The 21404-nt window shown below is 46.3% G+C and carries 24 protein-coding genes; 8 read left to right on the plus strand and 16 right to left on the minus strand.

All coding sequences use genetic code 11. The features are described from left to right. Positions 1–109: 109 nt before the first annotated feature. Together ABMB67_RS06225 and glsA are read right to left on the minus strand one after the other, a co-directional pair. A complete protein-coding gene (locus tag ABMB67_RS06225) occupies positions 110–391 on the minus strand; it encodes an Fpa/YlaN family protein (RefSeq protein ID WP_251192018.1) in 282 nt (93 codons plus the stop codon). Between the two features lie 138 nt (positions 392–529). Further along, positions 530–1477: a glutaminase A gene (glsA, locus tag ABMB67_RS06230; protein ID WP_251221898.1), complete on the minus strand. Its 948-nt coding sequence runs from the start codon at positions 1475–1477 to the stop codon at positions 530–532. A gap of 110 nt (positions 1478–1587) precedes the next feature. Between glsA and ABMB67_RS06235 the strand changes: the two genes are divergently transcribed. Further along, positions 1588–2103, plus strand: a complete 516-nt coding sequence (locus tag ABMB67_RS06235; RefSeq protein ID WP_251221897.1) for a molybdopterin-binding protein — start codon at positions 1588–1590, stop codon at positions 2101–2103. A gap of 112 nt (positions 2104–2215) precedes the next feature. Here ABMB67_RS06235 and ABMB67_RS06240 read toward each other — a convergent pair whose 3' ends face one another. Together ABMB67_RS06240 and ABMB67_RS06245 are read right to left on the minus strand one after the other, a co-directional pair. Continuing rightward, the gene (locus tag ABMB67_RS06240) at positions 2216–3544 is read right to left on the minus strand and encodes a PhoH family protein (protein WP_251221896.1); all 1329 of its coding nucleotides are present in this window, start codon (positions 3542–3544) and stop codon (positions 2216–2218) included. 169 nt (positions 3545–3713) lie between these two features. Further along, entirely contained in the window at positions 3714–4169 is a 456-nt protein-coding gene (locus tag ABMB67_RS06245) for a pyridoxamine 5'-phosphate oxidase family protein (RefSeq protein ID WP_354571404.1), read from the minus strand. 185 nt (positions 4170–4354) lie between these two features. Here ABMB67_RS06245 and ABMB67_RS06250 point away from each other — a divergent pair, with 185 nt between their 5' ends. Then, a complete protein-coding gene (locus ABMB67_RS06250; RefSeq protein WP_251221894.1) occupies positions 4355–4525 on the plus strand; it encodes a YlaI family protein in 171 nt (56 codons plus the stop codon). A 392-nt stretch (positions 4526–4917) separates the two neighbouring features. On the opposite strand, the gene ABMB67_RS06255 is transcribed toward ABMB67_RS06250, so the two are convergent. Next, on the minus strand, positions 4918–5247 hold the full coding sequence (locus tag ABMB67_RS06255) for a YlaH-like family protein (protein WP_354571405.1): 330 nt from the start codon (positions 5245–5247) through the stop codon (positions 4918–4920). Between the two features lie 31 nt (positions 5248–5278). After that, entirely contained in the window at positions 5279–7117 is a 1839-nt protein-coding gene (gene typA / locus ABMB67_RS06260; protein ID WP_251221892.1) for a translational GTPase TypA, read from the minus strand. Between the two features lie 225 nt (positions 7118–7342). On the opposite strand from typA, the gene ABMB67_RS06265 reads away from it, so the two are divergent. After that, the gene (locus tag ABMB67_RS06265) at positions 7343–7528 is read left to right on the plus strand and encodes a DUF5325 family protein (RefSeq protein WP_251221891.1); all 186 of its coding nucleotides are present in this window, start codon (positions 7343–7345) and stop codon (positions 7526–7528) included. 179 nt (positions 7529–7707) lie between these two features. Here the strand turns inward: ABMB67_RS06265 and ABMB67_RS06270 are convergent, their stop codons facing one another. Continuing rightward, complete coding sequence (locus ABMB67_RS06270) at positions 7708–8508, minus strand: inositol monophosphatase family protein (protein WP_251221890.1); 801 nt, start codon at positions 8506–8508, stop codon at positions 7708–7710. 321 nt (positions 8509–8829) lie between these two features. Continuing rightward, positions 8830–9021, minus strand: coding sequence for a YkzI domain-containing protein (locus tag ABMB67_RS06275; RefSeq protein ID WP_251221889.1), 192 nt, complete (start codon positions 9019–9021; stop codon positions 8830–8832). Between the two features lie 204 nt (positions 9022–9225). Between ABMB67_RS06275 and ABMB67_RS06280 the strand changes: the two genes are divergently transcribed. Further along, positions 9226–9873: a YktB family protein gene (locus ABMB67_RS06280; RefSeq protein ID WP_354571406.1), complete on the plus strand. Its 648-nt coding sequence runs from the start codon at positions 9226–9228 to the stop codon at positions 9871–9873. 113 nt (positions 9874–9986) lie between these two features. Here the strand turns inward: ABMB67_RS06280 and ABMB67_RS06285 are convergent, their stop codons facing one another. Together ABMB67_RS06285 and ABMB67_RS06290 are read right to left on the minus strand one after the other, a co-directional pair. Next, positions 9987–10235 carry a UPF0223 family protein gene (locus ABMB67_RS06285; RefSeq protein ID WP_354571407.1) on the minus strand — a complete coding sequence of 83 codons (249 nt, stop codon included), beginning with the start codon at positions 10233–10235 and terminating at the stop codon, positions 9987–9989. A 21-nt stretch (positions 10236–10256) separates the two neighbouring features. Next, positions 10257–11183 carry an NAD(P)H-dependent flavin oxidoreductase gene (locus ABMB67_RS06290; protein WP_494337744.1) on the minus strand — a complete coding sequence of 309 codons (927 nt, stop codon included), beginning with the start codon at positions 11181–11183 and terminating at the stop codon, positions 10257–10259. 162 nt (positions 11184–11345) lie between these two features. Here ABMB67_RS06290 and ABMB67_RS06295 point away from each other — a divergent pair, with 162 nt between their 5' ends. Beyond that, positions 11346–12821 (plus strand): aminotransferase class I/II-fold pyridoxal phosphate-dependent enzyme, encoded by a 1476-nt coding sequence (locus ABMB67_RS06295; RefSeq protein ID WP_251221885.1) that lies wholly within the window; start codon positions 11346–11348, stop codon positions 12819–12821. Positions 12822–12993: 172 nt separating this feature from the next. Here the strand turns inward: ABMB67_RS06295 and ABMB67_RS06300 are convergent, their stop codons facing one another. From ABMB67_RS06300 to ABMB67_RS06310, 3 genes are all read right to left on the minus strand, one after another. Then, the gene (locus ABMB67_RS06300; RefSeq protein WP_390189627.1) at positions 12994–13131 is read right to left on the minus strand and encodes a GapA-binding peptide SR1P; all 138 of its coding nucleotides are present in this window, start codon (positions 13129–13131) and stop codon (positions 12994–12996) included. A gap of 110 nt (positions 13132–13241) precedes the next feature. Then, positions 13242–13691, minus strand: coding sequence for a hypothetical protein (locus ABMB67_RS06305; RefSeq protein ID WP_251221884.1), 450 nt, complete (start codon positions 13689–13691; stop codon positions 13242–13244). 159 nt (positions 13692–13850) lie between these two features. Continuing rightward, positions 13851–14663 carry a polysaccharide deacetylase family protein gene (locus ABMB67_RS06310; RefSeq protein ID WP_354571409.1) on the minus strand — a complete coding sequence of 271 codons (813 nt, stop codon included), beginning with the start codon at positions 14661–14663 and terminating at the stop codon, positions 13851–13853. A gap of 121 nt (positions 14664–14784) precedes the next feature. On the opposite strand from ABMB67_RS06310, the gene ABMB67_RS06315 reads away from it, so the two are divergent. The 3 genes from ABMB67_RS06315 (at position 14785) to ABMB67_RS06325 (ending at position 18106) form a co-directional block, all read left to right on the plus strand. Beyond that, positions 14785–15840, plus strand: coding sequence for an FUSC family protein (locus ABMB67_RS06315; RefSeq protein WP_251221882.1), 1056 nt, complete (start codon positions 14785–14787; stop codon positions 15838–15840). 74 nt (positions 15841–15914) lie between these two features. Beyond that, positions 15915–17528, plus strand: coding sequence for a glycine betaine uptake BCCT transporter (locus ABMB67_RS06320; protein ID WP_354571410.1), 1614 nt, complete (start codon positions 15915–15917; stop codon positions 17526–17528). A gap of 152 nt (positions 17529–17680) precedes the next feature. Beyond that, on the plus strand, positions 17681–18106 hold the full coding sequence (locus ABMB67_RS06325) for a hypothetical protein (protein WP_251221881.1): 426 nt from the start codon (positions 17681–17683) through the stop codon (positions 18104–18106). Positions 18107–18181: 75 nt separating this feature from the next. Here the strand turns inward: ABMB67_RS06325 and ABMB67_RS06330 are convergent, their stop codons facing one another. From ABMB67_RS06330 to ABMB67_RS06340, 3 genes are all read right to left on the minus strand, one after another. Continuing rightward, positions 18182–18478, minus strand: a complete 297-nt coding sequence (locus tag ABMB67_RS06330; protein ID WP_251221880.1) for a hypothetical protein — start codon at positions 18476–18478, stop codon at positions 18182–18184. A 190-nt stretch (positions 18479–18668) separates the two neighbouring features. Next, the gene (lpdA, locus tag ABMB67_RS06335) at positions 18669–20078 is read right to left on the minus strand and encodes a dihydrolipoyl dehydrogenase (RefSeq protein ID WP_354571411.1); all 1410 of its coding nucleotides are present in this window, start codon (positions 20076–20078) and stop codon (positions 18669–18671) included. Between the two features lie 2 nt (positions 20079–20080). Next, a complete protein-coding gene (locus ABMB67_RS06340; RefSeq protein ID WP_251221878.1) occupies positions 20081–21379 on the minus strand; it encodes a dihydrolipoamide acetyltransferase family protein in 1299 nt (432 codons plus the stop codon). Between the last annotated feature and the right edge of the window lie 25 nt (positions 21380–21404).

The raw sequence follows: 21404 nt of genomic DNA on the forward strand, positions 1-21404 counted from the left end.
TATAAGTAGGCAGCGGGAAGAATTGCAATCTATTTTTTTATTTTTCTGAATTGTAATCGCTTTCTATACTCCGACAAAAAAAGAACCAAGCTAGTGAAATAGCTTAGTTCTATCTACGCATGGATGCTTCGTGCAAGTCCGCCAGCTTTCGCTCAAGCTCTCCAAGAATTTGCTTTCCTGCCTCTGGATCAATAAGACCTAGACGAGTGGCGAAATCAATTTCCCGGGACAAACCGAACATCTGTGTATCAAGCACCTCTTCATAAAGAGGACATTGAGGCATGGTTAAATTCTCCAATTGGACTTCAATTAACTGCCGAATCTTTTCCGCATCTGCTTTCAGAAGGGCGAATGCTTTTTCATTTTGTCCAGTCACCATTTCTGCTGACATCTTGACCCCTCCTTCATCTGAAAATATCCTTGTCTTTAATAGTATCTTTTTCCCTACAAAATTGCAATGATTTTCACTGTAAAGGTTGTCTTTTCCCCAATCAGGCCTGTTCATAAGAAAACCGCACAGCGGCTTTTCTTAAAAAATACTGAGCTGATATTTCTTGGACAGCTTCTCAAGCAGTTTCATCCCGACTAAACTGTTCCCTTTGTCATCAAGAGACGGGCTGTAGATCCCGATTCCAAGCCGGTACGGAACGGCGCCGATGATTCCGCCAGAGACACCGCTTTTCGCCGGGATTCCAACCCTAATCGCAAATTCGCCTGAGGCGTTGTACATACCGCAAGTTACCATAAATGTCTTAACAAGTCTGGCGATATCCCTTTCCATAATCGGCTCTTTTGTATCAGGATGAATCCCGTCATAAGCGAGCGAATAGCCAATTTTCGCCAAATCCCGGCACGTGACCTCGATCGCACACTGCTTCGTGTACAATTCAAGCAGCTTCTCGACATCCCCTTCAATAATACCGTGCTGCCGTAAAAAATAAGCCAATGAACGGTTCAAGTCAGCTGATTCCCACTCAGACCGGGCGACTTTGTCATTGTATGTAAGGGCGCTGTTTCCAGAAAGAAGTCTGACAAACTCGAGAATCCTCGTCAGCTTTTCATCAACCGACCCTCCTTTGATCAAGGCGGTGACCGCTAAAGCGCCTGCGTTGATCATTGGATTGAGCGGCTTTGATGGAACCTGTGTTTCCAGCTTTGAAATCGAATTAAACGGATCCCCCGTCGGCTCCATCCCGACTTTAGCGAAAACTGTTTCTTCGCCATGATCGATTAAAGCCAGGGCAAGCGTCAGCACTTTTGAAATGCTTTGCAGTGTAAATAATTGCTCATCATTGCCTTCGCTGAAACATGTATTTCTCCCGTCGTAAATCGCGACCGCCACATCATCGGGGTCTGCTTCGGCAAGCGCCGGAATATAGTCAGCGACTTGTCCGAATTTCGTCAATTCCTTTGTCTCACTCACCATTTTTCTCAGATCCTCTTCATATTTGCAAAGCAGCTGCTGATCCTCTGACATCGTTGCTCTCCTCCATTCATGAACTGTCCCAATAGCTTTCCCAAAAGTGACAAAAAGCTTGTAACCCTTTATACTTAGGAAATGAATCCGCAAGTTTAGGAGGAACATCCATGAATGAATTTGTTTTTTTTATTGACGGAAACGTTGATCATCCGTTAACGATTGACCCATCCGTTTGGATTTTTGATGAACGGAAAATCGATCTCCATACATATTTTGATGAACTGGCAACGAAAGAGGACGAGGAAACGGCCTACAAAAAGGCGATTTCCGCCCAATGGGACAAAGAAATTACAGAAGGCTCTGAGCCGCCCAATCCAAACTCCAATCAAAACCGAATTACGATTGACAAAAAGAAACTGGCTGAAGGATCGTTTGGCATGCCGCTTAAGCCATTTCTGGCAAACGCCGAACCGCATGCCGACACCACTCATGTCGATATTCATAAACAGGACGGGACGACAGAGCGAATCACCTATGAGCAGGCACTGGCAGCAGTCGCCGGCTTCGCCGATAAAGGCCAGCCTTTACGGGAAGACGGCCCTATTCACCTTTATTTTGGTGACGGCTCGAACAGGAAAAACCCGATCAAGTTTATTTCACGTTTTACCTTGTTAAAAGAATAGTTCCGGGTAGCTTGAAAGGTAGCCCCTTGTTACTGTCATTGAGCTAAAAAACCGCAGTGGCTTCAGGGTTGTCTAAAAAGGTAATAGGAAGCATTTTAGACAACCCCCTCCCCTATAGTAAATCGGCAGCAAGCTGCGCCAGTCCCGAGCGTTCCCCTTTCACCAGTTTCACATGTCCGCTCGCCGTCTGATCCTTAAACTTTTCAACGACATAGGTTAGCCCGTTGTTGTATTCATCAAGATAAGGATGATCAATTTGCTGCGGATCACCCATCAGCACGATCTTGCTCCGCTCCCCGACACGCGTCAAAATCGTCTTCACTTCATGCTTTGTCAGGTTTTGCGCTTCATCAATGATAATAAATTGATCCGGAATACTTCTACCGCGAATATAGGTAAGTGCTTCTACTTGAATCGAACCCATCCCCGCTAAAATATGATCAAGCTCGCCTGGCTTTTTCGTATTAAAAAGATATTCCAGATTGTCGTATATCGGCTGCATCCACGGACGGAGCTTTTCATCCTTTTCGCCGGGCAGATAGCCGATATCTTTGCCGAGCGGCACAACCGGCCTTGCGACGACGAGCTTCTTATACTTGCCCATATCCTCGGTCTGCATCAACCCGGCTGCCAGCGAAAGCAAGGTTTTGCCCGTTCCCGCCTTGCCGATCATCGTGACGAGATGAATATCGTCGCGCAACAGCAATTCAAGCGCCATCCGCTGCTGAACATTTCGCGACCTGATCCCCCATACTTGATCGATGTCACAGACAAATGGCTTTACCATCTTTCCATCCGGCTCGACTTTCCCAAGCGCCGAGCTTGAGCTGCCGAGGGCGTCCTTCATAATAATAAATTGATGAGGATAAAAAGGATGCTTCGTCAATTCGGAAATCGCCAGCCCGCCATTCGCATAAAATGACTGCATCACTTCAGCCTCGACATAGACCTCGACATAGCCCGGATACACATGATCAAGCTCGACGACGCGATCACTGAGATAATCCTCGGCAGTCAAACCGAGCGCATCCGCCTTTACCCGAACGAGCGCGTCCTTACTAACAAGAATCACTTTTCTGCCTTCATTTTTTTCCTGCTCCTCTAACATGAGGTTTAAGGCAACTGCTATAATTCGATTATCATTTGTCATATCGGCAAACCAATCTTTCAGCCGCTGAAACGACTTGTGATTTAATTCAACTCTTACTTTTCCCCCAGGCTCAATGTGGACACCTTCATGCAATTTTCCTTTCCCTCGTAAATTATCTATCAGCTTAGAAAATTGACGTGCATTTCGCCCAATTTCATCCATATAACGTTTTTTTGAATCAACCTCTTCGAGTACAATCGCCGGGATGACCACTTCGTTATCCTGAAATGAAAAGATGGAGTACGGGTCCTGTAAAAGTACGTTCGTGTCCAAAACGTAAATTTTCTTCAATATTTTGCCTCCTGACTAAAGAATCATTATCGACTGCTTATTAGTAAGATATGCAGCAGAGATCACTTAGTACATCAATCCCTATCTATTTTGAATGTATGTGCAAGCCTGATAAGTTAGACGAAGGAAATCGTCCTCTTCAGACAAAAAAAGCCCAGTCGTCCACTGACTAAGCTTTTTTGAGTGCGTCCATAACTTGACGGTCTAATTTCGCTGCCGCCTCTGCATCATATGTTTTGTCATATTGAGGTTCAGTTACCATTTTCGCTCCGTAAAACATCACGTCGCGTACTTCTTCTATTTGAACTTCGACGAGTGCCAGCTTTAAAGGCACAGCTTCTATTTTCTCAGTGACAATCGTCGCTGAGCCAGAAATTGAATAGGTGGAACCGTTGGCGATTAATGAAATGACAATACGGCTTTCCGCTTTCATGTTGGCAAGCATGCGCGAACGATTATAGATCGCAAAACGGATCGTCTCCATAGTTGGTGCGAAAATCCATGAAATAGCTGTCACGTTCGGACCATTTGTTTCGTGATCTGTTGTCGCAATCGTGACATATCTTTCCTTTTGCAGAAGGGGAAACAACTCCTCGGTTAACGTCTGCTCTACTCGATTAGCCATGTACATTCCTCCCATTTCATTCATTTCCCACTCTCACCTTCTACTATACCGATTTTTATCGTCAAAGCAAACTGATTTCTGTTGCCGCCGGAAAAAACCTTCGCCTTCTCCGGTAAAGAAGCCCCGTCAAAGATAGACTTTTTTGGCCGTTTTTCATACAATAGAGAGAGAATGGAGTGAAAAGCATGAGAGTCAAATGTGTGTTATGTGATAAAATTGATACGCTTGACGATCACCTTCCGCTCGCCAAGCGGTTGCGTAATCGCCCGATTCATACCTATATGTGTGAAGAATGCCATGAACGAATCACCCGAAAAACAGAAGAAAAGAAAAACGCGAAGCGCCATATTGGTTAGCAGCCCAATGTAGTCAGCCTGTCGACAAAGTCTCTGAAAACGAGACGGTCGACAGGCTTTTTTATCTAACATGGATAGAGGAGGAGATCGTTTGGATTGAAAAATTGGTGCTGGAAAACCATCAATAAAGTACCAAATAGGTTCATGATGGACCCCTTCTATCGTTCTTTATGGACCTTTTGAGTTTTCATTGCTTTCAGCATGTCGAATGATACTCCTTGATAGGCTTGTCCCGCCAGCAAATAGGATCGCAATGACCATTGCTATCGCAAGAATAGTCATTGTACGGGTCTTCAAGGTGTTCATCTCTATCACTCCTTCATAGCTGTGAATCCTCTCAAACAAAAAGAAGGGTGCCGCAAAAGCTAACGCTTCTGGCGACACCCTTCTTGCTATGCCTCGCGGTTCTGTTTTCGATGAAGATGCAAGCGGAAACGGTACGCCCCGAGAAATAAAGCCGATATGATCAAGACGACGATAATCGGTGCCCCGAAAGCAAATTCGAGAATCCACAGGACGAAGCAGCCAATCACCAGCATCACATACACAACAACTTTCTTTAAAATCGGCAGCTCCCGGGCAAATCCCAAGTTAAAAACGATAATCCCAAGGGCGACGATCGCTACATAAGCCCAAAACCCGTTCCATGGATTTTCCGCCGTTGCTCTCATCAGCCACGTTAAATTTTCCAGTTCTTGTTCGGTTAACTGTTGCTCTCCCATCCTCAGCACCTCACCTTTCTAACGTAAAGCATTATGACTTCATGGCGAGCTTTCTCCGCTTTTCTTCACGTTCCCGTTCAGATTTATTAAGAATTTTCTTCCGCAGACGAATCGACTGTGGCGTCAGCTCACAAAATTCATCTTCGTTCAAATACTCAAGCGCTTCTTCAAGCGTCATGATCCGCGGCTTTTTCATCGTGACCGTGTTTTCCTTCGTCGCGGAACGAACATTCGTCTGCTGCTTCATTTTCGTTATATTGACAGACAGATCATTATCACGCGTATGTTCACCGACAATCTGTCCTTCGTAAATTTCCGTTCCCGGCTCAACAAAAATCGTTCCGCGATCTTCAACCTGCATAATCCCGTATTGAGTAGCCTTTCCGGTTTCCATCGAGACAAGCACACCCTGGCGTCGTCCGCCAACCTGGCCCGGTGTTATAGGTGCATAGCTGTCAAAAGAATGGTTAATGATCCCGTACCCTCTTGTCTGCGAAAGAAACTCTGTCGTATAACCAATCAGCCCGCGCGCCGGCACAAGAAACTCCAGGCGAACCTGGCCGCCGCCGTTGTTCGTCATATTGAGCATTTCACCTTTACGCTCTCCAAGCGACTCCATCACCGAACCGGTATATTCTTCAGGCACATCAATTTGAACCCGTTCCATCGGCTCTGACTTTACGCCGTCAATTTCACGGATAATGACCTCAGGCTTGGAAACCTGCAGCTCATAGCCTTGGCGGCGCATATTTTCAATTAGGATCGACAAATGCAGCTCTCCACGGCCGGAGACAATCCACACATCCGGAGAATCTGTATTTTCAACACGTAAACTGACATCAGTTTCCAGCTCTGATTTCAACCGTTCCTCAAGCTTTCTGCTCGTGACAAACTTTCCTTCACGTCCTGCAAAAGGACTGTTGTTAACGAGAAACGTCATTTGCAATGTCGGTTCGTCAATCCGCAAAATCGGCAGTGCTTCCTGCTGATCAACCGGACAAACCGTTTCCCCAACGTTGATTTCTTCCATCCCGGAAACGGCAATCAAATCGCCGGCCTTCGCCTCTTCGATTTCAATCCGCTTTAAACCAAGGAAGCCGAAGATTTTCGTCACGCGATACTGCTTGACGGAGCCGTCGAGCTTCATTAAAGCCACTTGCTGTCCGACCTTGATCGTTCCACGAAAGACGCGGCCAATCCCAATCCGGCCGACATAATCATTATAATCAAGCATCGTGACCTGAAACTGCAGCGGCTCATCACTGTTATCAACAGGAGCCGGAATCGCATCAATAATCATCTCAAACAGCGACGACATATCTTCATCCTGCTTTTCAGGATTTTTACTTGCCGTACCGTTAATCGCCGAGGCATAGACAACAGGGAAATCCAATTGATCTTCCTCAGCGCCGAGGTCGATAAATAAATCGATTACCTCGTCAACCACTTCAGTAGGGCGGGCGAAGTCACGGTCGATTTTGTTAACGACCACAATTGGAGTCAGCTTTTGTTCAAGCGCTTTTTTCAACACAAAGCGCGTTTGCGGCATACAGCCTTCGTACGCATCGACGACAAGCAGCACACCATCAACCATTTTCATGATCCGTTCCACTTCACCGCCAAAATCGGCATGTCCCGGGGTATCCATAATATTAATTCGTGTATCACCATAGTGAATCGCTGTATTTTTAGCAAGAATCGTAATTCCGCGCTCTTTTTCCAGATCGTTTGAATCCATCGCCCGCTCATCGACCTGTTCATTTTCACGGAATGTACCAGACTGCTTTAAAAGCTGGTCAACAAGCGTCGTTTTTCCGTGATCGACGTGGGCAATGATGGCAATATTGCGTATATCATTACGAGTTTTCATTTTTTTCGCTCCTTATTCGTTCATTAACTGTACAAGTATATCACAAATTAAATTTATTGAAACCTTATTCGACAGGAAAAAGTCGAATCTTAGCACACGCCGCCCTTTTTTTCCATTCCACTACAAGCATGAGGTTTAACGTATTTGTCACAATGGAGGCTTTTCCTTCCGCACAATTCACGGTAAACTGTAAAGAAGGGATTGTTTTTCTAAGGGGGAAAACAAATGAAAAAAGAAAATATGCTATTCCTGCTTCTCGCTGTTATTACTGTCCTTTGTATCATGAGTATCGGAGTTGCTATAGCTGAAAGAAGTACTCTTATTGGCATTTTAGCCTTCATCGGCATCCTCATCGCCATGGGGCTTGGCTTTAATCTGCGCAAAAAATTAAGAGAGTCGAGTGATATGTAAAAGCTGTCGTACAACGACAGCTTTGAAGCAGTAAGTGGAGCCTGCACAATGGGTTAAAAAGCAAACAGGACGAAACCGCTGCTCCCCGCCGGGGATTCCTTCTCTACCGTAAACACAGAGTAATTTCAGCGTTTCGCCTTCCACGCAGTAAAAAGGGTGTCCCAGTCGGGACACCCTTTTTACTGTTCCTCTCCTAAATAGGCGGAGATCATTTCCTTATGTAAATGCGGTTTTCCAACAATGACAGTGCTTGGAGTGAGCAGCATCAACGGTTCGCCCTGGAAGGTTGATGCCTGACAGCCTACTTCCTCAAGCAGGATAACGGCCGCGGCATAATCCCATGGCGACAGATTGACACTAAGATAACCGTCAAGTCGGTCGGCGGCCACATACGCAATCTCAATCGCAGCCGAGCCATAGGAACGGACGCTGCGCACATCGCGGATTAAAGCGAGAAGCGGATTTCGGTAGGAATGCTTGCCATCGACGATCCAGCGGGCGTTCAAGCCGATAACGGACTCGTGAAGCGGGCGTTCCTTCACCGGCACAAGCTCTTTTCCATTTATATAAGCGCCGTGTCCTTTTACGGCATGAAATAACTCATCGCTCATCACGTCATAAACAATTCCCACCATGCCGACACCTTCATGGTAAATCGCTACTGAAATCGCAAAATTATATTTTTGATGAACAAAGTTCATCGTCCCGTCAATCGGATCGATAATCCAAACTGTGCCCTCAAGGGACTCCAGCTCCTCTGCGACCCCTTCTTCACCAAGAAAATGATGATCCGGGTAGGTCTTTGAAATTTTATCAAAAAAATAAGATTCAATCGCCCGATCCACTTCCGTTACAAGATCGTTCGGGTTTGATTTCGCTTCGATATGGATCGGCTTCGCCAAAGAATCCTTTATTATATTCGCGGCTTCATACGTCCATTCCTGTGCGATCTTCTCAAGCTCTATCCAGTTCATAGTCATATCCGTGACCCCCTCAACATGAATGACGCTTCCCTTCCCTTTTATTATGACACAGATTAGGATAGAAGGAAAATCTAACCTTGTTTTGTCCCATCCAAAGAGGCCAGACTTAAGGTAAAAAACACAGGAGTGGCTCCGTTATGCGCAAAGAGCTTGAGACAAAACTAGCTTTGGACCTACTGGCAATGGCTTCACACACCACAAGCCCGTTGTGAGAAACCCACTCACAACGGGCTTTAAAAGATCGTGGCGGTTCCGCTCATTGCTTAGAGAGGCTGGGAAAAAGGTAAAAAAACAACCTTTTATCCCAGCCTCTCTTTCTCAATACACTTCTAATTGAAGAAGTTCACGCCGCAATTGCTCCAGCCGTCGTTTCGTCTGATTGATTACATCAAGGTCTTCTGCAAGTATAGCATCATGTAGGGTTGTCAGCTCATAATCAATTTCAAGCCGTAATACAGAAACTCTCTTTTCGCCGTCTTTACGTCTAAAAGTTTGCACTACTTGTTCCATATCGCTACACTCCCTTACAGTAATCTGACTCCTCTTTTTTCATGCGTCAATAAACGAAATTTTCAGTTATTTAATATAGCATATGTTATATCAGAAAAAAATGCAATCAAAAAACACCGGAAAGCAGGAATTGCCATTTCTCCACATGTTCGCTGGTGCATTTATTTAGAGTAATTTTTTAGGGTATGATAGGATAAAAGAAGCATGAAAAAAAGTGAGGGACATAACATGACATTACCTGGTTTTACGACTCGTGATTTTGATGTTTTTCGAATTGAGGGACTTGAAGAGCGAATGAACGCGATTCAAACAAACATTCAGCCGAAGTTTGAGGAAATTGGTCAGGCGCTGGCGAGTGAGCTGTCGATGCTCGTCGGAAATGAAATGCACTTGCATATTGCCAGACATGCCCGCCGCAAAGTTAACCCGCCTAATGATACATGGCTCGCGGTGGCCGAAAATAAAAGAGGGTATAAAAAACACCCGCATTTCCAGCTCGGATTATTTGACGACCATTTGTTTTTATGGCTGGCGCTGATTTATGAACTGCCGAATAAAGCGCCGATTGCCAATCGTTTTCTTGACCATAAAGACCAGCTCTCGGACCTTCCTGATGATTTCGTTCTTTCTCCGGATCATATGAAAAAGGATGCTTATTTCATCTCGGATTTATCGGAGCCAGAGCTTACCGACTATCTCACCCGCTTTCGCGATGTGAAAAAAGCCGAGCTTCTTCTCGGACGTCATATTAAGCGCGATGATCCGCTTCTTGCCAACGGACAAGCTCTCACCGCTTATGCGAAAGAGACATACGAGCATCTTCTGCCGTTTTACCGGCTGGCGATGCAGTAACGGAGAGAAGGCTGGGTCTAAGGTTTTTACCTTCTGCCCAGCCTTTAAGCAATGAGGAAGCTGCTGAAGGCCTCGTTGTGAATCCCTTGCCAATAGGTCCGAAGCTCCTCTTTTTATCCTTGCTCCCTGATTTTCTTCAGCGTGTGAAAGCAGGAAATACCCAATTCCTCGTCATAGGCTTTAAACAATTGCTTTTCTTTACTTTTACTCGGGACAATCTCCTTGAAGCGGCGGTATTTGTCGAGCACCTGCTCCGGTGCTACCTTTTGCTTGCTCGCTTTCTCAAGCATTTCAAAAAATTGAATGACATCAACCACCTCTTCGGTGGACCAATCAAGTGAAATCGGTAATTTCGTCTCCATTCTCACCACTCCTCTTTCTTTTCACTTCTCAGGTAATGACCATCGCCGGCGAATCGCTTCTGCTTCTTTCATCATTCCGGCGATCTGACCGGCCCAGGCAAAGCCTTCCTCCTCTTTCCCCTCATAAATATAGGTTCGGTTTGCTTCCCCGCTAATATACGGCTTTAACACATCATAACCGGGTTCATCTGCTTCAAGCTTCAAAATCCGCTCCGTCCATGTATTGCGAAGGGCGCGTGCCGGAGCGCCCAAAGAACGTTTGATGACGACCGTATCATCCTCCGTCGCCGCTAAAATATTCTGCTTATACACCTGATGAGCGTGAACGCATTCAGTTGTCGCGATAAAACGCGTTCCCATTTCCACCCCTTCAGCGCCTAAAGCCATCGCTGCCATCAAACCTCTGCCATCGCCAATTCCGCCGGAGGCGATGACCGGGATCGAAACAGCGTCGACAACCTGCGGCGTAAGCACGATTGTCCCTGCATCAGAGCGGCCGAGATGGCCGCCTCCTTCCTGCCCGACAACCATCACGGCATCGGCACCAAGCTCCTCGGCCTTGACCGCCTGTCTTCTCGCTGCCACAAGCACGAGTTTCTTGCAATTTGTGCTTGCCAACCGCTCCAAAATCGGCGCCGGATTGCCGCCGGTCATCGAAATAACCGGAACCTCCTCTTCAATCGCCACTTCAAGCATCTCTTCATAAGGACGGCGCCGCTGCCCAATTGAGAAGTTGACGCCAAATGGTTTGTCAGTCTTCGCCCGTACGCTTTTTATTTCCTCACGCAGCGCCTCAGGTGATGAGAGGGACATCGCCGTAATTTGGCCGAGTCCTCCTGCCTGCGACACAGCCGCAGCTAAATTCGAATACGCTAAATACGCAAGTCCGCCTTGAATTATGGGATAAGGAATGCCCAATAAATCCGTTACTCTCGTTTTCCACATCATCTCTACCTCCCTACTCTCTATTTCTCCCCTCATCGTACCATTCCTTTTTTGATCTTCCTATTCTTTCTACTTGCCAGGCTATTGTTCCCGCTATGCAGCAACCGACATTTTTGATATACTCAATTTTGTTTTGATAAAACAAGTCCATGATAAGAGGTGAACATGTTGCAACGACAACATCTGACTCCGTTGTTCACTGGTGTTCGCAAGCATGCCGAAAAACAACCAATCCAATTTCATATTCCCGGTCACAAACAAGGAAAGGGGATGGATCCCGAGTTCCGACATTTCATCGGCGACAACGCCCTTTCCATTGATCTGATAAATATTCAGCCGTTAGATGACTTACATCATCCTCACGGCATTATTAAAGAGGCTCAGGACCTTGCCGCCGAAGCATTTGGCGCAGACCATACTTTTTTCTCGGTCCAGGGAACGAGTGGCGCGATTATGACAATGATTATGGCCGTCTGCGGGCCGGGGGATAAAATCATCGTCCCGCGCAATGTCCATAAGTCAATTATGTCGGCCATTATCTTCTCAGGAGCCACGCCGATTTTCATTCATCCGGAAATCGACCCAGAGCTCGGCATTTCTCACGGGATCACGACAGAGGCGGTCGAGAAGGCACTTAAAGCTCATCCCGAGGCGAAAGGACTGCTTGTCATCAATCCTACGTATTTCGGGATTGCCGGCAACCTGAAAGAAATCGTTACGATCGCTCATTCTTACAGCATCCCTGTCTTAGTTGATGAGGCTCACGGCGTTCATATTCACTTTCACGACCAGCTCCCTATGTCGGCGATGCAGGCAGGTGCAGACATGGCTGCCACGAGCGTCCATAAGCTTGGCGGCTCGATGACGCAAAGCTCTGTTTTAAACGTGAAGGAAGGTCTCGTCTCTGCAAAGCGTGTACAGTCGATTATTAGCATGCTGACGACAACGTCAACCTCGTATTTGCTTTTGTCCTCTCTCGACACAGCCAGAAAACGACTGGCAACCGAAGGACGCGAGCTGTTGACGGAAGTGATTACGCTGGCGGAAGCAACGAGAGCGCGCATTAACGAAATCGAGCTGTTATCCTGCGTCGGCCGTGACATTCTCGGAACGAAAGCGACCTATGATCTCGATCCGACTAAATTGATTATTTCTGTTAAAGAGCTAGGGATGAGCGGCTATGAGGTGGAAACGTGGCTGCGGGAGCATTATCAAATTGAAGTGGAGCTTTCCGATTTATATAATATCCTCTGCCTTGTGACAATCGGCGATACGGAGGAGAAAATGGATAGTCTCGTCGAGGCTTTATCAACGCTTGCTTCGATGCCGAAGGTGCGGCTGGAGCAGCGCCATAATCAAGTTGTGGTTCCGGATATTCCTACATTGGCGCTTTCACCGCGCGATGCCTTCTATGCGGAAACAGAGATCATTCCGTTTCACCATTCAGCCGGTCGGATCATTGCTGAATTTATTATGGTTTATCCTCCTGGGATCCCGATTTTTATTCCAGGTGAAATCATTACGGAAGAGAATCTCGTGTATATTGAAAAAAACATCAAAGCGGGCTTGCCCGTCCAAGGTCCGGAAGATGAAACATTCCAAACGTTGCGGGTCATTAAAGAACATCACGCGATTCAATAAGGAGGCACTTCCGGGACGCGTTTCGCCTTTTTTTGATACAACTGACAAGGCAGTCGCTCCGCACCGCATAAAAAGCTTGAGACAAAACTAGCTTTCACTCCGTGGCAATTCGATACATTGCTTAAGGGGCTGGGAAAAGGTAGAAAAACAACCTTTTGCCCAGCCCCTCTTTTTATTTATTCTTCTTATCAGCTGTCTTACAGTGTACGCATCCGTTCCCTTTTGCATAAAGTGTCATCACTTTTTCACCTTCAAATACGTCGATCGTCTTGTTGCAAGATTGGCAAATAATTGTACCCATTATCGGCATCCCCTTTATGCTTTTTTTGAAAGCGTTTCATTACATTTATAATAGTACACACTAATTCACCTGTCAACGGTTAATTAGTATAACATAATTAAAAATAAGTGTAATGAATGTTAAGCAGGGGCATCAAATGTAGCATGCTGAACCTCGATAAAGCGGCCAATTTCACGAATAAAGGCTAAATCATCATCCGTTATTTCATATGTATCCTGCGGCACAAAAAAGATTAAAATCCCGAGCAGATGGTGGCTCCGGTAAAATGGAAGAAAGACTTTTTGCAGCTGACCTTCCATTTGAAAGACGAGTCGCCCTCTGATCGCCACCGTGCTCAGTATGTTGTCCCCAAATGGGATCACGCAATTCAAGTAACTCGTCCCTGCGCACACCCGCATTTTAAACGATTCGGCCGTTGCTTCATAAATACTGACCGACCACCGCTTCGACATTCGCCTTGCCAGCTTGCGTGTAATTTCAATATAAAAGCTGGCCAGTGTCTGCACCTTTTCTCTCACACTCCCGACTTCAAGACGCAATTCATCCAAAAGTTGAGATTTCTTTTTCATGGATTCCCCTCCATACGAGCAAGCTTTTAATAAGTCGCCTGCTTACAAGATGGACTTATGAGCAGCCTCCTTATGCTGATAGCTTATCATAAAAGCGCCTGTAAAAGGTTGTAGCGTTACGACTACTATTGTCGATTTTGCTTTATTCTGGACAGTAGTCTACTCGATCGCAGCCGGGTCAACAAATCCGTATCCATCCTCCTCCAGTCCGTTTATAATCGACGGAAGGGCTTCAAGCGTCCACTGTCGATCATGCATGAGCAAGTTCGCTCCATTCGTTAAATAAGGCGTCTGAACCATAATCTCAGCCAGCGCCTCGGCTTCCTGATAATCAGCCTCCCAATCATACCCGTAGGTCCAATTCATCGCGATCATTTCTTCCTCCTCGACGACCGCCGCTGATGTCTCTGTGTTCACTCCAAATGGCGGTCGAAAGAAACGCGGCCTCTCCCCCGTCACCTCTTCAATCAGATCATTTAACGCGACGATTTCCTGGCGCTGTTCGTCAGCTGAAAGGTCACTTAGGTTCGCATGGTTCATCGTATGATTCCCGATTTCAAACCCCATTTCATAAATAGATTTCAGCTTTTCTTTCCCGCCCTCATCAGCAAGAAAATGACCATTTATAAAAAAAATAGCCTGCTTATCAAGCTTCTTTAATGTTTCCGCCATCGCGACGCTATGCTTGTCAGGCGCGTCATCAATCGTCAGCAGCACAACTTGTTCTTCTTCATCAGTGACCGGTTCCACCGTCCAGTTCGCCTGATCTATTTGATAGCTGACCTCCGGCATATCGCTTTCTTCCACCTCCCTGGTCTCCTGCTCTTCTTCAAGCTCAGGATGCTCCTGTTCAGGCTCAGAATTGTCCTCCCGCGCTTCCTCCGGCGGATCTGTAACCGGGTCTTCTTCTACCGGCTGTTGACATCCCGTTAACACGGCAGCGATCATCAGCACTTGTATTAGCCTTTTCATCCTTACACACCCTTTCCAACCTCATGATAGCAAACATCTTCCTTTGATGGTAGATGCTCGTATACCGGATTCATCTTTATTCCATACTAAAGAAAGAAAGATGAAAAAGGGGGGCACTTCGATGAAAGCCTTTATTGGAAGAAGAATTTTGAAAACCGGCGTATCCGTTTTTTGCACGGCGCTCATCTGCCATCTTCTCCACCTCCCCCCTACCTTTGCGGTGATTACCGCCATTGTGACGACAGAACCAACTGCCGCCGACTCGTTAAAAAAAGGCTTAATTCGTTTACCCGCGGCGGCAATGGGAGCGAGTTTCGCCGTCGGTACTTTTTTCTTTTTCGGTCAAAGCGCGCTTTCCTATGCCCTTGTCGCCATGTTTACGATCATCGCTTGCTCAAAGCTGAAATTAGATACAGGAACGCTTGTCGCTACGTTGACCGCTGTTGCGATGCTGCCAGACGCCTCTGAGCATTTAATCATTGATTTCCTGACGCGGATTTCCACAACGTCGATTGGCATACTCGTGTCGAGCTTCGTTAATTTTTTTATTCTGCCGCCGAAATTCGGCCCTCTGCTCGTGCAAAAAGTCGAGCAGCTCTTTAAAGAAGCAGCGGACCATTTTGCCGAAATGGTCGATGGCCATCTCGAAGAAAAACCGGAAAACAGCGACTTGAATCAGCGCTTTTCCGCTTATCATTCTTTGCATGAAGAATTAACGAAAGCTTATCAACTCGCCCGCTTTCAACATGATGAATGGCAATACCGCCGCTCAACAGCATTTGAGCGACGCTCATTTGATTATTTGCAGAAAAAACTCGACTACTTGCAGCTGCTGTTAATTCATTTTGGCAAAATGTATCATTTACGCGTTAACCGGCCAATTTCCCGCGAGGAAAAAGAAAAGATTCAACGCTCTGTTTCATCGGTTCGCGAGGTCATGCACGATCATTATCATCAGCTGACAACCGCCCACCTTAGCACGAACAACGTGATCAAGCAGCTAAGCGAAAAACAGGCCCGGCAAAACTGCTTCGTTTCCCAGCTTTGTCACGAGCTGCTTTCCGTTAATACGGTGCTTCAGGAGCTGTCCCTGATCACGACAGATGAGCATCGCTTTTCGCTGCAGGAAACTAGGTATCCCTCCTATATCTTTACCAAGGCTAATTCCCTGTTTTAGCAGATCAATTGTTTTCCTTGGTTTAATTATGATATGTTTAAATTTGTGCAAAAAAAGTAAAGGTGGAATGTCTAGTGAGAAAAATGACCTCTGTGTTTATCATCTCCGTTCTAATCGCTGTGGCGTTTATTAGTTGGGGTGTACTGGCCCCGGCCAATCTCGATGCGATTACGACGTCAATTCAAGGATTTATTACAAATGAGCTCGGCTGGTTTTATTTGCTTGCCGCGACGAGCTTTCTTATTTTTTCGGTTTATCTTATTTTCAGCCCTTATGGAAAAATAAAGCTTGGTAAGCCGGACGATAAACCTGATTATTCCTTCCCCACCTGGTTTGCTTTTCTTTTCACGGCAGGGATGGGGATCGGACTGGTGTTTTGGGGAGTCGCCGAACCGTTGTATCATTTTTTTGAACCGCCATCCGCCGCACCGGAATCCAATCTTGCTGCCGGAGAAGCGATGCGCTATTCCATTTTTCATTGGGGTCTTCACCCATGGGCGATTTATTCCGTCGTCGCGTTGGCGCTTGCCTATTTTAAATTCCGCAAAGAGTCATCCGGGCTGATGAGCAGTGTACTTGAGCCATTACTTGGCGAACGGACAAAGGGCACACTTGGCATCGCGATCAATGTCCTTGTCGTCTTTGCCACTATTTTCGGCGTCGCAACCTCGCTCGGCTTTGGGGCAGCCCAAATTTCTGCCGGCCTGTCTTATTTAGCACCGGGGCTCGGAACGATAAACGGCACTTTGCTGCAGCTGATCGTCATCGGCGTCGTTACCGTTCTGTTTATGATTTCCGCGCAGACAGGATTGAACCGCGGGATTCGCATTCTCAGTAAAACAAATGTGTACCTTGCGATATTGCTGCTCTTGTTCGTGCTTTTTTTCGGTCCGACAAGTTATATTATGGGCGTCTTTACTCAAGGGGTCGGCAGCTATATTCAAAACCTGATCGGGATGAGCTTTCGCCTCGATATTTATAATCCGGAAACAACATGGGTGGAAGGTTGGACGATCTTCTACTGGGCCTGGTGGATTTCTTGGGCTCCTTTTGTCGGTACCTTTATTGCCCGCGTGTCCAAGGGGCGGACGATCCGTGAATTTGTCCTTGGCGTGCTCGGTGTACCGGCGCTGTTTGGCGCCTTTTGGTTCAGTGTTTTCGGGGGAACAGGCATTTACCTTCAACGCGAGGGAACAGCAGATATTATGTCTTCCATGAATGATTTCGGTATGGAAGTGGCGCTATTCGCCGTATTGGAGCAATTTCCGCTCGGCTTCTTCCTGTCCATCATTGCTGTCTTTTTAATTGCCTCCTTTTTTGTCACATCAGCCGATTCGGCTACCGTCGTTTTAGGGATGCAAACGACGAATGGGAGTTTAAACCCGCCAAACTCGGTCAAATTTATTTGGGGGCTGATCATCTCTGCCACTGCCGCCGTCCTGCTGTCATCGGAGCAAGGACTTGAAGCATTGCAAACAGCGGCGATTATTGCCGCTCTGCCGTTTACGATCATTATGATCCTAATGGTAATCTCCCTGATGAAAGCTCTACGGTCCGAAAAGCCGACACTAGCAACTGAAAAAGAACGGATTCGGCAGGAAAGATTGGAGCTGAAACAGGAACGGGAGAAATTAAAAGAAGAAAAGCTTGCCTTCAAGAAGCTCAAAGCCGATGAAAAAAGAAAATAAAGCAGGGTGTGTCACAAGGAAAACCAAGCCTTTTGACACACCCTTTATTTCTATTTGATTACATTTCTGTTACCGCCCGTCCATTTGTATTTAATGCGTGCTAAAATAAAGTTCCATAAGCTAGATGGACTTTTATTAAGGAAGTGGTATCGATGAACAAGTACGTTGGAATGATGATTGTAGGCTCTTGCTTGTTTTTAAACGCTTGTGTATCATCGGCTTCAAGCTCTGAAAACCCCTTGCAGCAGCCACCTGATGAGACAGTAACAGTGCTTTTTTCTGACTCATCGACGCTGCAAAATGAAAGCAGTTATTATGATGCTTTGCTTGAAGTTCAGCGAATCTATTCATCTGATTCCGCTGATACCCCCTTCTTTATGATCGTCGACGCCTCAGAGCGTGATCTTATTCGTTATTTTAACATTGAACAATTTCCGACAATGCTTGTCTTAACGGGCGATACAGAAAATTTACGAATGGAAGGCACCTTCTCAAAAGACGAAATTTTAGCACATTTGATTCAAATTTATCAACTTCAGGGCGATGTCAGCTACAGCTTTCATTCCTCGTTTTCTTAAAGTCTTACCTGCAAGGGGCTGGGCAAAAGGTGAAAAACAACCTTTTGCCCAGCCCTTAACCTGTTTAGTCTAAGGCTAAAAATGGGGAACAATGCCAAATGGCCTTTCCTCATAATAGCAGTCTACAGCTTTACATTTCATCTCAGTCCAATTCGTAAAGCCAATTTTACTGTGCAAATGGTTGTGAGCAGCAATCGCCTTTTCCAGCTCGTCTTCGCAAATCGTGTTGACCCCAAGGTCCCGGGAAAGCTCCTGCCAGGAAGAATAACCGGTATACAACTTCATAAAACGGTTCGATAACAACAAGGTTATCGGCGGTTCACCTGTCGGTTTTGCGGCATGTGCAAGCAGCTGTTTTATCGAATCAACCATCTTACTCCCTCCCCGTTTCCTGGAAAAAGGCTGCAGCCCGACTCTTCTTCCGGACTGCAGCCTTCAGTTATCTGATCAGCTACCATTTCTTTTCTTTATCTTATTCATATTATTCCTAGTTGTCAACTGTGTTTTATAAAAAAATAAAAAACGCCTGACAGGAACCCCTGTCAGACAGTTGAAATTGATCTTACTTCACAATATGAATCGGCGTGCCAAGTGCTACTTCAGCCGCTTCCATTGTGATTTCTCCTAATGTTGGATGCGCATGGATCGTAAGCGCAATATCTTCAGCAGTCATGCCTGTTTCAATTGCAAGACCAAGCTCCGCGATCATATCAGATGCATTTGGACCGGCGATTTGGGCGCCAATGACCAAACCATCATCTTTACGTGTAATGAGCTTCATAAAGCCGTCTGCATCATTTAAGGATAGAGCACGTCCGTTTGCGGCAAATGGGAATTTCGCTGCAACGACATCATAACCGGCATCCTTCGCTTCTTTTTCGTTGTAGCCGACTGTCGCCAATTCAGGCTCCGAGAAGACAACAGCAGGAATCGCAAGATAATCCACTTCTGCTTTTTCCCCAGCGATCGCTTCAGCCGCCACTTTTCCTTCGTAGGAAGCTTTATGGGCCAACGGAGGTCCTGGAACGATATCGCCAATCGCATAAATGTTGCTGACGCTTGTGCGACATTGCTTATCAACCTTGATGATGCCACGCTCGTCAAGCTCCACACCGATCTGCTCAAGGCCGATTTCGTCCGTGTTCGGCTTACGGCCAACTGTTACAAGGACATAGTCCGCTTCAAATACTTCTTCCGTTCCTTTTACTTCGGCCGTAACCTTTACGCCGTTTTCTGTTTCTTCCACACTTTTGGCCATCGCTTCCATCTTGAAGTCAACGCCGTTTTTCTTCAAGCGGCGCTCAACAAGCTTCGCCATCTGCTTTTCGAAGCCGCCAAGAATTTGCTTTGTTCCTTCAAGCACGACGACTTCCGTCCCCATGTTGGAGTAAGCGCCTGTAAGCTCAATACCGATGTATCCGCCGCCGATGACGACCAATTTCTTTGGTACTTCTTTCAGCGCCAGCGCACCAGTTGAGTTAATAACACGCTCAGAATATTTAAACCCAGGAATCTCAATCGGACGGGAACCAGTCGCGATAATACAATTTTTGAAATTGTATGTTTGCGCACTTTTCTCATCCATTACACGAACAGAGTTTGCAGAAGCAAAATAAGCTTCGCCGCGAACGATCTCGACTTTATTTCCTTTAAGAAGTCCTTCAACTCCGCCTGTTAATTTCTTTACGACAGACCCTTTCCATTCCTGAACCTTTTCAAAATTGAGCGCTACGTTTTCAGCAACGATCCCCATATCATCAGAATGCTTCGCTTGATGGTAACGGTGTCCAGCTGTGATGAGTGCTTTTGAAGGAATACAACCAACGTTTAAGCAGACACCACCCATTTCTCCTTTTTCAACAATCGTTACTTTTTGCCCGAGCTGTGCCGCGCGGATCGCAGCAACATATCCCCCGGGACCTGAACCGATGACAAGTGTGTCTACTTCATTTGCGAAATCTCCAACAACCATGTTTACCCCTCCATTAATAGTAATTGTGGATCATTTAATAGACGCTTCACGTGGTTAAGTGCATTCTGAGCTGTAACGCCATCAATCAGACGGTGATCATAGCTAATTGATAGAGCCAATACCGGCGCAGCAACGATTTCCCCGTTTTTCACGACCGGCTTTTCTTCGATACGTCCAATGCCAAGAATTGCTACTTCAGGGTGGTTAATGATTGGCGTAAACCATTGACCACGCGCCGAACCAAGATTGGAAATCGTGCAAGAGCCGCCCTTCATATCATTGCTGCTTAACTTGCCATCACGTGCCTTGACTGCCAATTCATTGATTTCATCTGCTAAAGCAAAAATTGACTTACGGTCAGCATCTTTAATGACAGGAACAACAAGACCTTGGTCTGTATCTGCGGCAATTCCAATATTGAAATACTTCTTGTAGACGATTTCTTCATTCGCATCATCAATTGAGGCATTTAACGTTGGATATTTGCGCAGAGCGGACGTTAACGCTTTAACAACATAAGGGAGGTATGTCAGCTTCGTGCCCTGATCCGCGGCAATTTGCTTATACTCCTTACGATGGGCAACTAAAGCGGTGACGTCGACTTCATCCATATGAGTCACATGTGGAGCCGTCTGCTTCGAGTTCACCATTGCTTTGGCAATCGCTTTGCGGATTCCTTTTAGCGGTACGCGCTCTTCAAGCTCACCGGCAGGAATCGCTTGCGGCTCTGCTTTCTTAGGAGCAGCGGCTGCCGCCTCATCCGTTGTCGTCGGTGCTTCTGCTTCTCCTTGGCTTGATCCACCTTCTAAGAAAGAATCAATATCTTCTTTTAATACCCGATTATTCTTTCCTGTGCCGTTTACCTTCTTGATGTTCACACCTTTTTCGCGAGCGTACTTGCGAACAGATGGCATGGCAATGACACGCGTCTCATCATCATCTGCATCTTCAGCTGGTTCTTTTGAGCTTGCTGCTTCTGCTTCCTTCTTTTCCGCTGGTGCTTCTGCTTTCGTTTCTGCTTTGTCATCAGCCGGAGCGCTTTCTTCTTCAGCAGGGCTTTCTTCCCCAGTATCGATTGTCACGAGCACATCGCCAACAACACAAACTGTTCCCTCTTCTACTTTAACGTCTAAAATTTTCCCGTCAACAGGAGATGGGATTTCTACCACCGCTTTATCGTTTTGAACCTCAAGAAGAATATCATCTTCCTTTACTTCGTCCCCTGCTTTAATGAACCATTTTACAATTTCACCTTCGTGAATACCTTCTCCGATATCCGGTAACTTAAATTCATACGCCACTAGAGGTGCCTCCTTTTTCTGCCTA

The organism is Halalkalibacter oceani, assembly GCF_040544555.1.
GTDB classification, from domain to species: Bacteria; Bacillota; Bacilli; order Bacillales; family Bacillaceae_D; genus Halalkalibacter; species Halalkalibacter oceani.

Coding starts and splice junctions, on each gene's coding strand:
- ABMB67_RS06225 (WP_251192018.1), bottom strand. CDS start 391: ATGTCAGCAGAAATGGTGACTGGACAAAATGAAAAAGCATTCGCCCTT.
- glsA (WP_251221898.1), bottom strand. CDS start 1,477: ATGTCAGAGGATCAGCAGCTGCTTTGCAAATATGAAGAGGATCTGAGA.
- ABMB67_RS06235 (WP_251221897.1), top strand. CDS start 1,588: ATGAATGAATTTGTTTTTTTTATTGACGGAAACGTTGATCATCCGTTA.
- ABMB67_RS06245 (WP_354571404.1), bottom strand. CDS start 4,169: ATGGCTAATCGAGTAGAGCAGACGTTAACCGAGGAGTTGTTTCCCCTT.
- ABMB67_RS06250 (WP_251221894.1), top strand. CDS start 4,355: ATGAGAGTCAAATGTGTGTTATGTGATAAAATTGATACGCTTGACGAT.
- ABMB67_RS06255 (WP_354571405.1), bottom strand. CDS start 5,247: ATGGGAGAGCAACAGTTAACCGAACAAGAACTGGAAAATTTAACGTGG.
- typA (WP_251221892.1), bottom strand. CDS start 7,117: ATGAAAACTCGTAATGATATACGCAATATTGCCATCATTGCCCACGTC.
- ABMB67_RS06265 (WP_251221891.1), top strand. CDS start 7,343: ATGAAAAAAGAAAATATGCTATTCCTGCTTCTCGCTGTTATTACTGTC.
- ABMB67_RS06270 (WP_251221890.1), bottom strand. CDS start 8,508: ATGACTATGAACTGGATAGAGCTTGAGAAGATCGCACAGGAATGGACG.
- ABMB67_RS06275 (WP_251221889.1), bottom strand. CDS start 9,021: ATGGAACAAGTAGTGCAAACTTTTAGACGTAAAGACGGCGAAAAGAGA.
- ABMB67_RS06280 (WP_354571406.1), top strand. CDS start 9,226: ATGAAAAAAAGTGAGGGACATAACATGACATTACCTGGTTTTACGACT.
- ABMB67_RS06285 (WP_354571407.1), bottom strand. CDS start 10,235: ATGGAGACGAAATTACCGATTTCACTTGATTGGTCCACCGAAGAGGTG.
- ABMB67_RS06290 (WP_494337744.1), bottom strand. CDS start 11,183: ATGATGTGGAAAACGAGAGTAACGGATTTATTGGGCATTCCTTATCCC.
- ABMB67_RS06295 (WP_251221885.1), top strand. CDS start 11,346: ATGTTGCAACGACAACATCTGACTCCGTTGTTCACTGGTGTTCGCAAG.
- ABMB67_RS06300 (WP_390189627.1), bottom strand. CDS start 13,131: ATGCCGATAATGGGTACAATTATTTGCCAATCTTGCAACAAGACGATC.
- ABMB67_RS06305 (WP_251221884.1), bottom strand. CDS start 13,691: ATGAAAAAGAAATCTCAACTTTTGGATGAATTGCGTCTTGAAGTCGGG.
- ABMB67_RS06310 (WP_354571409.1), bottom strand. CDS start 14,663: ATGAAAAGGCTAATACAAGTGCTGATGATCGCTGCCGTGTTAACGGGA.
- ABMB67_RS06315 (WP_251221882.1), top strand. CDS start 14,785: ATGAAAGCCTTTATTGGAAGAAGAATTTTGAAAACCGGCGTATCCGTT.
- ABMB67_RS06325 (WP_251221881.1), top strand. CDS start 17,681: ATGAACAAGTACGTTGGAATGATGATTGTAGGCTCTTGCTTGTTTTTA.
- ABMB67_RS06330 (WP_251221880.1), bottom strand. CDS start 18,478: ATGGTTGATTCGATAAAACAGCTGCTTGCACATGCCGCAAAACCGACA.
- lpdA (WP_354571411.1), bottom strand. CDS start 20,078: ATGGTTGTTGGAGATTTCGCAAATGAAGTAGACACACTTGTCATCGGT.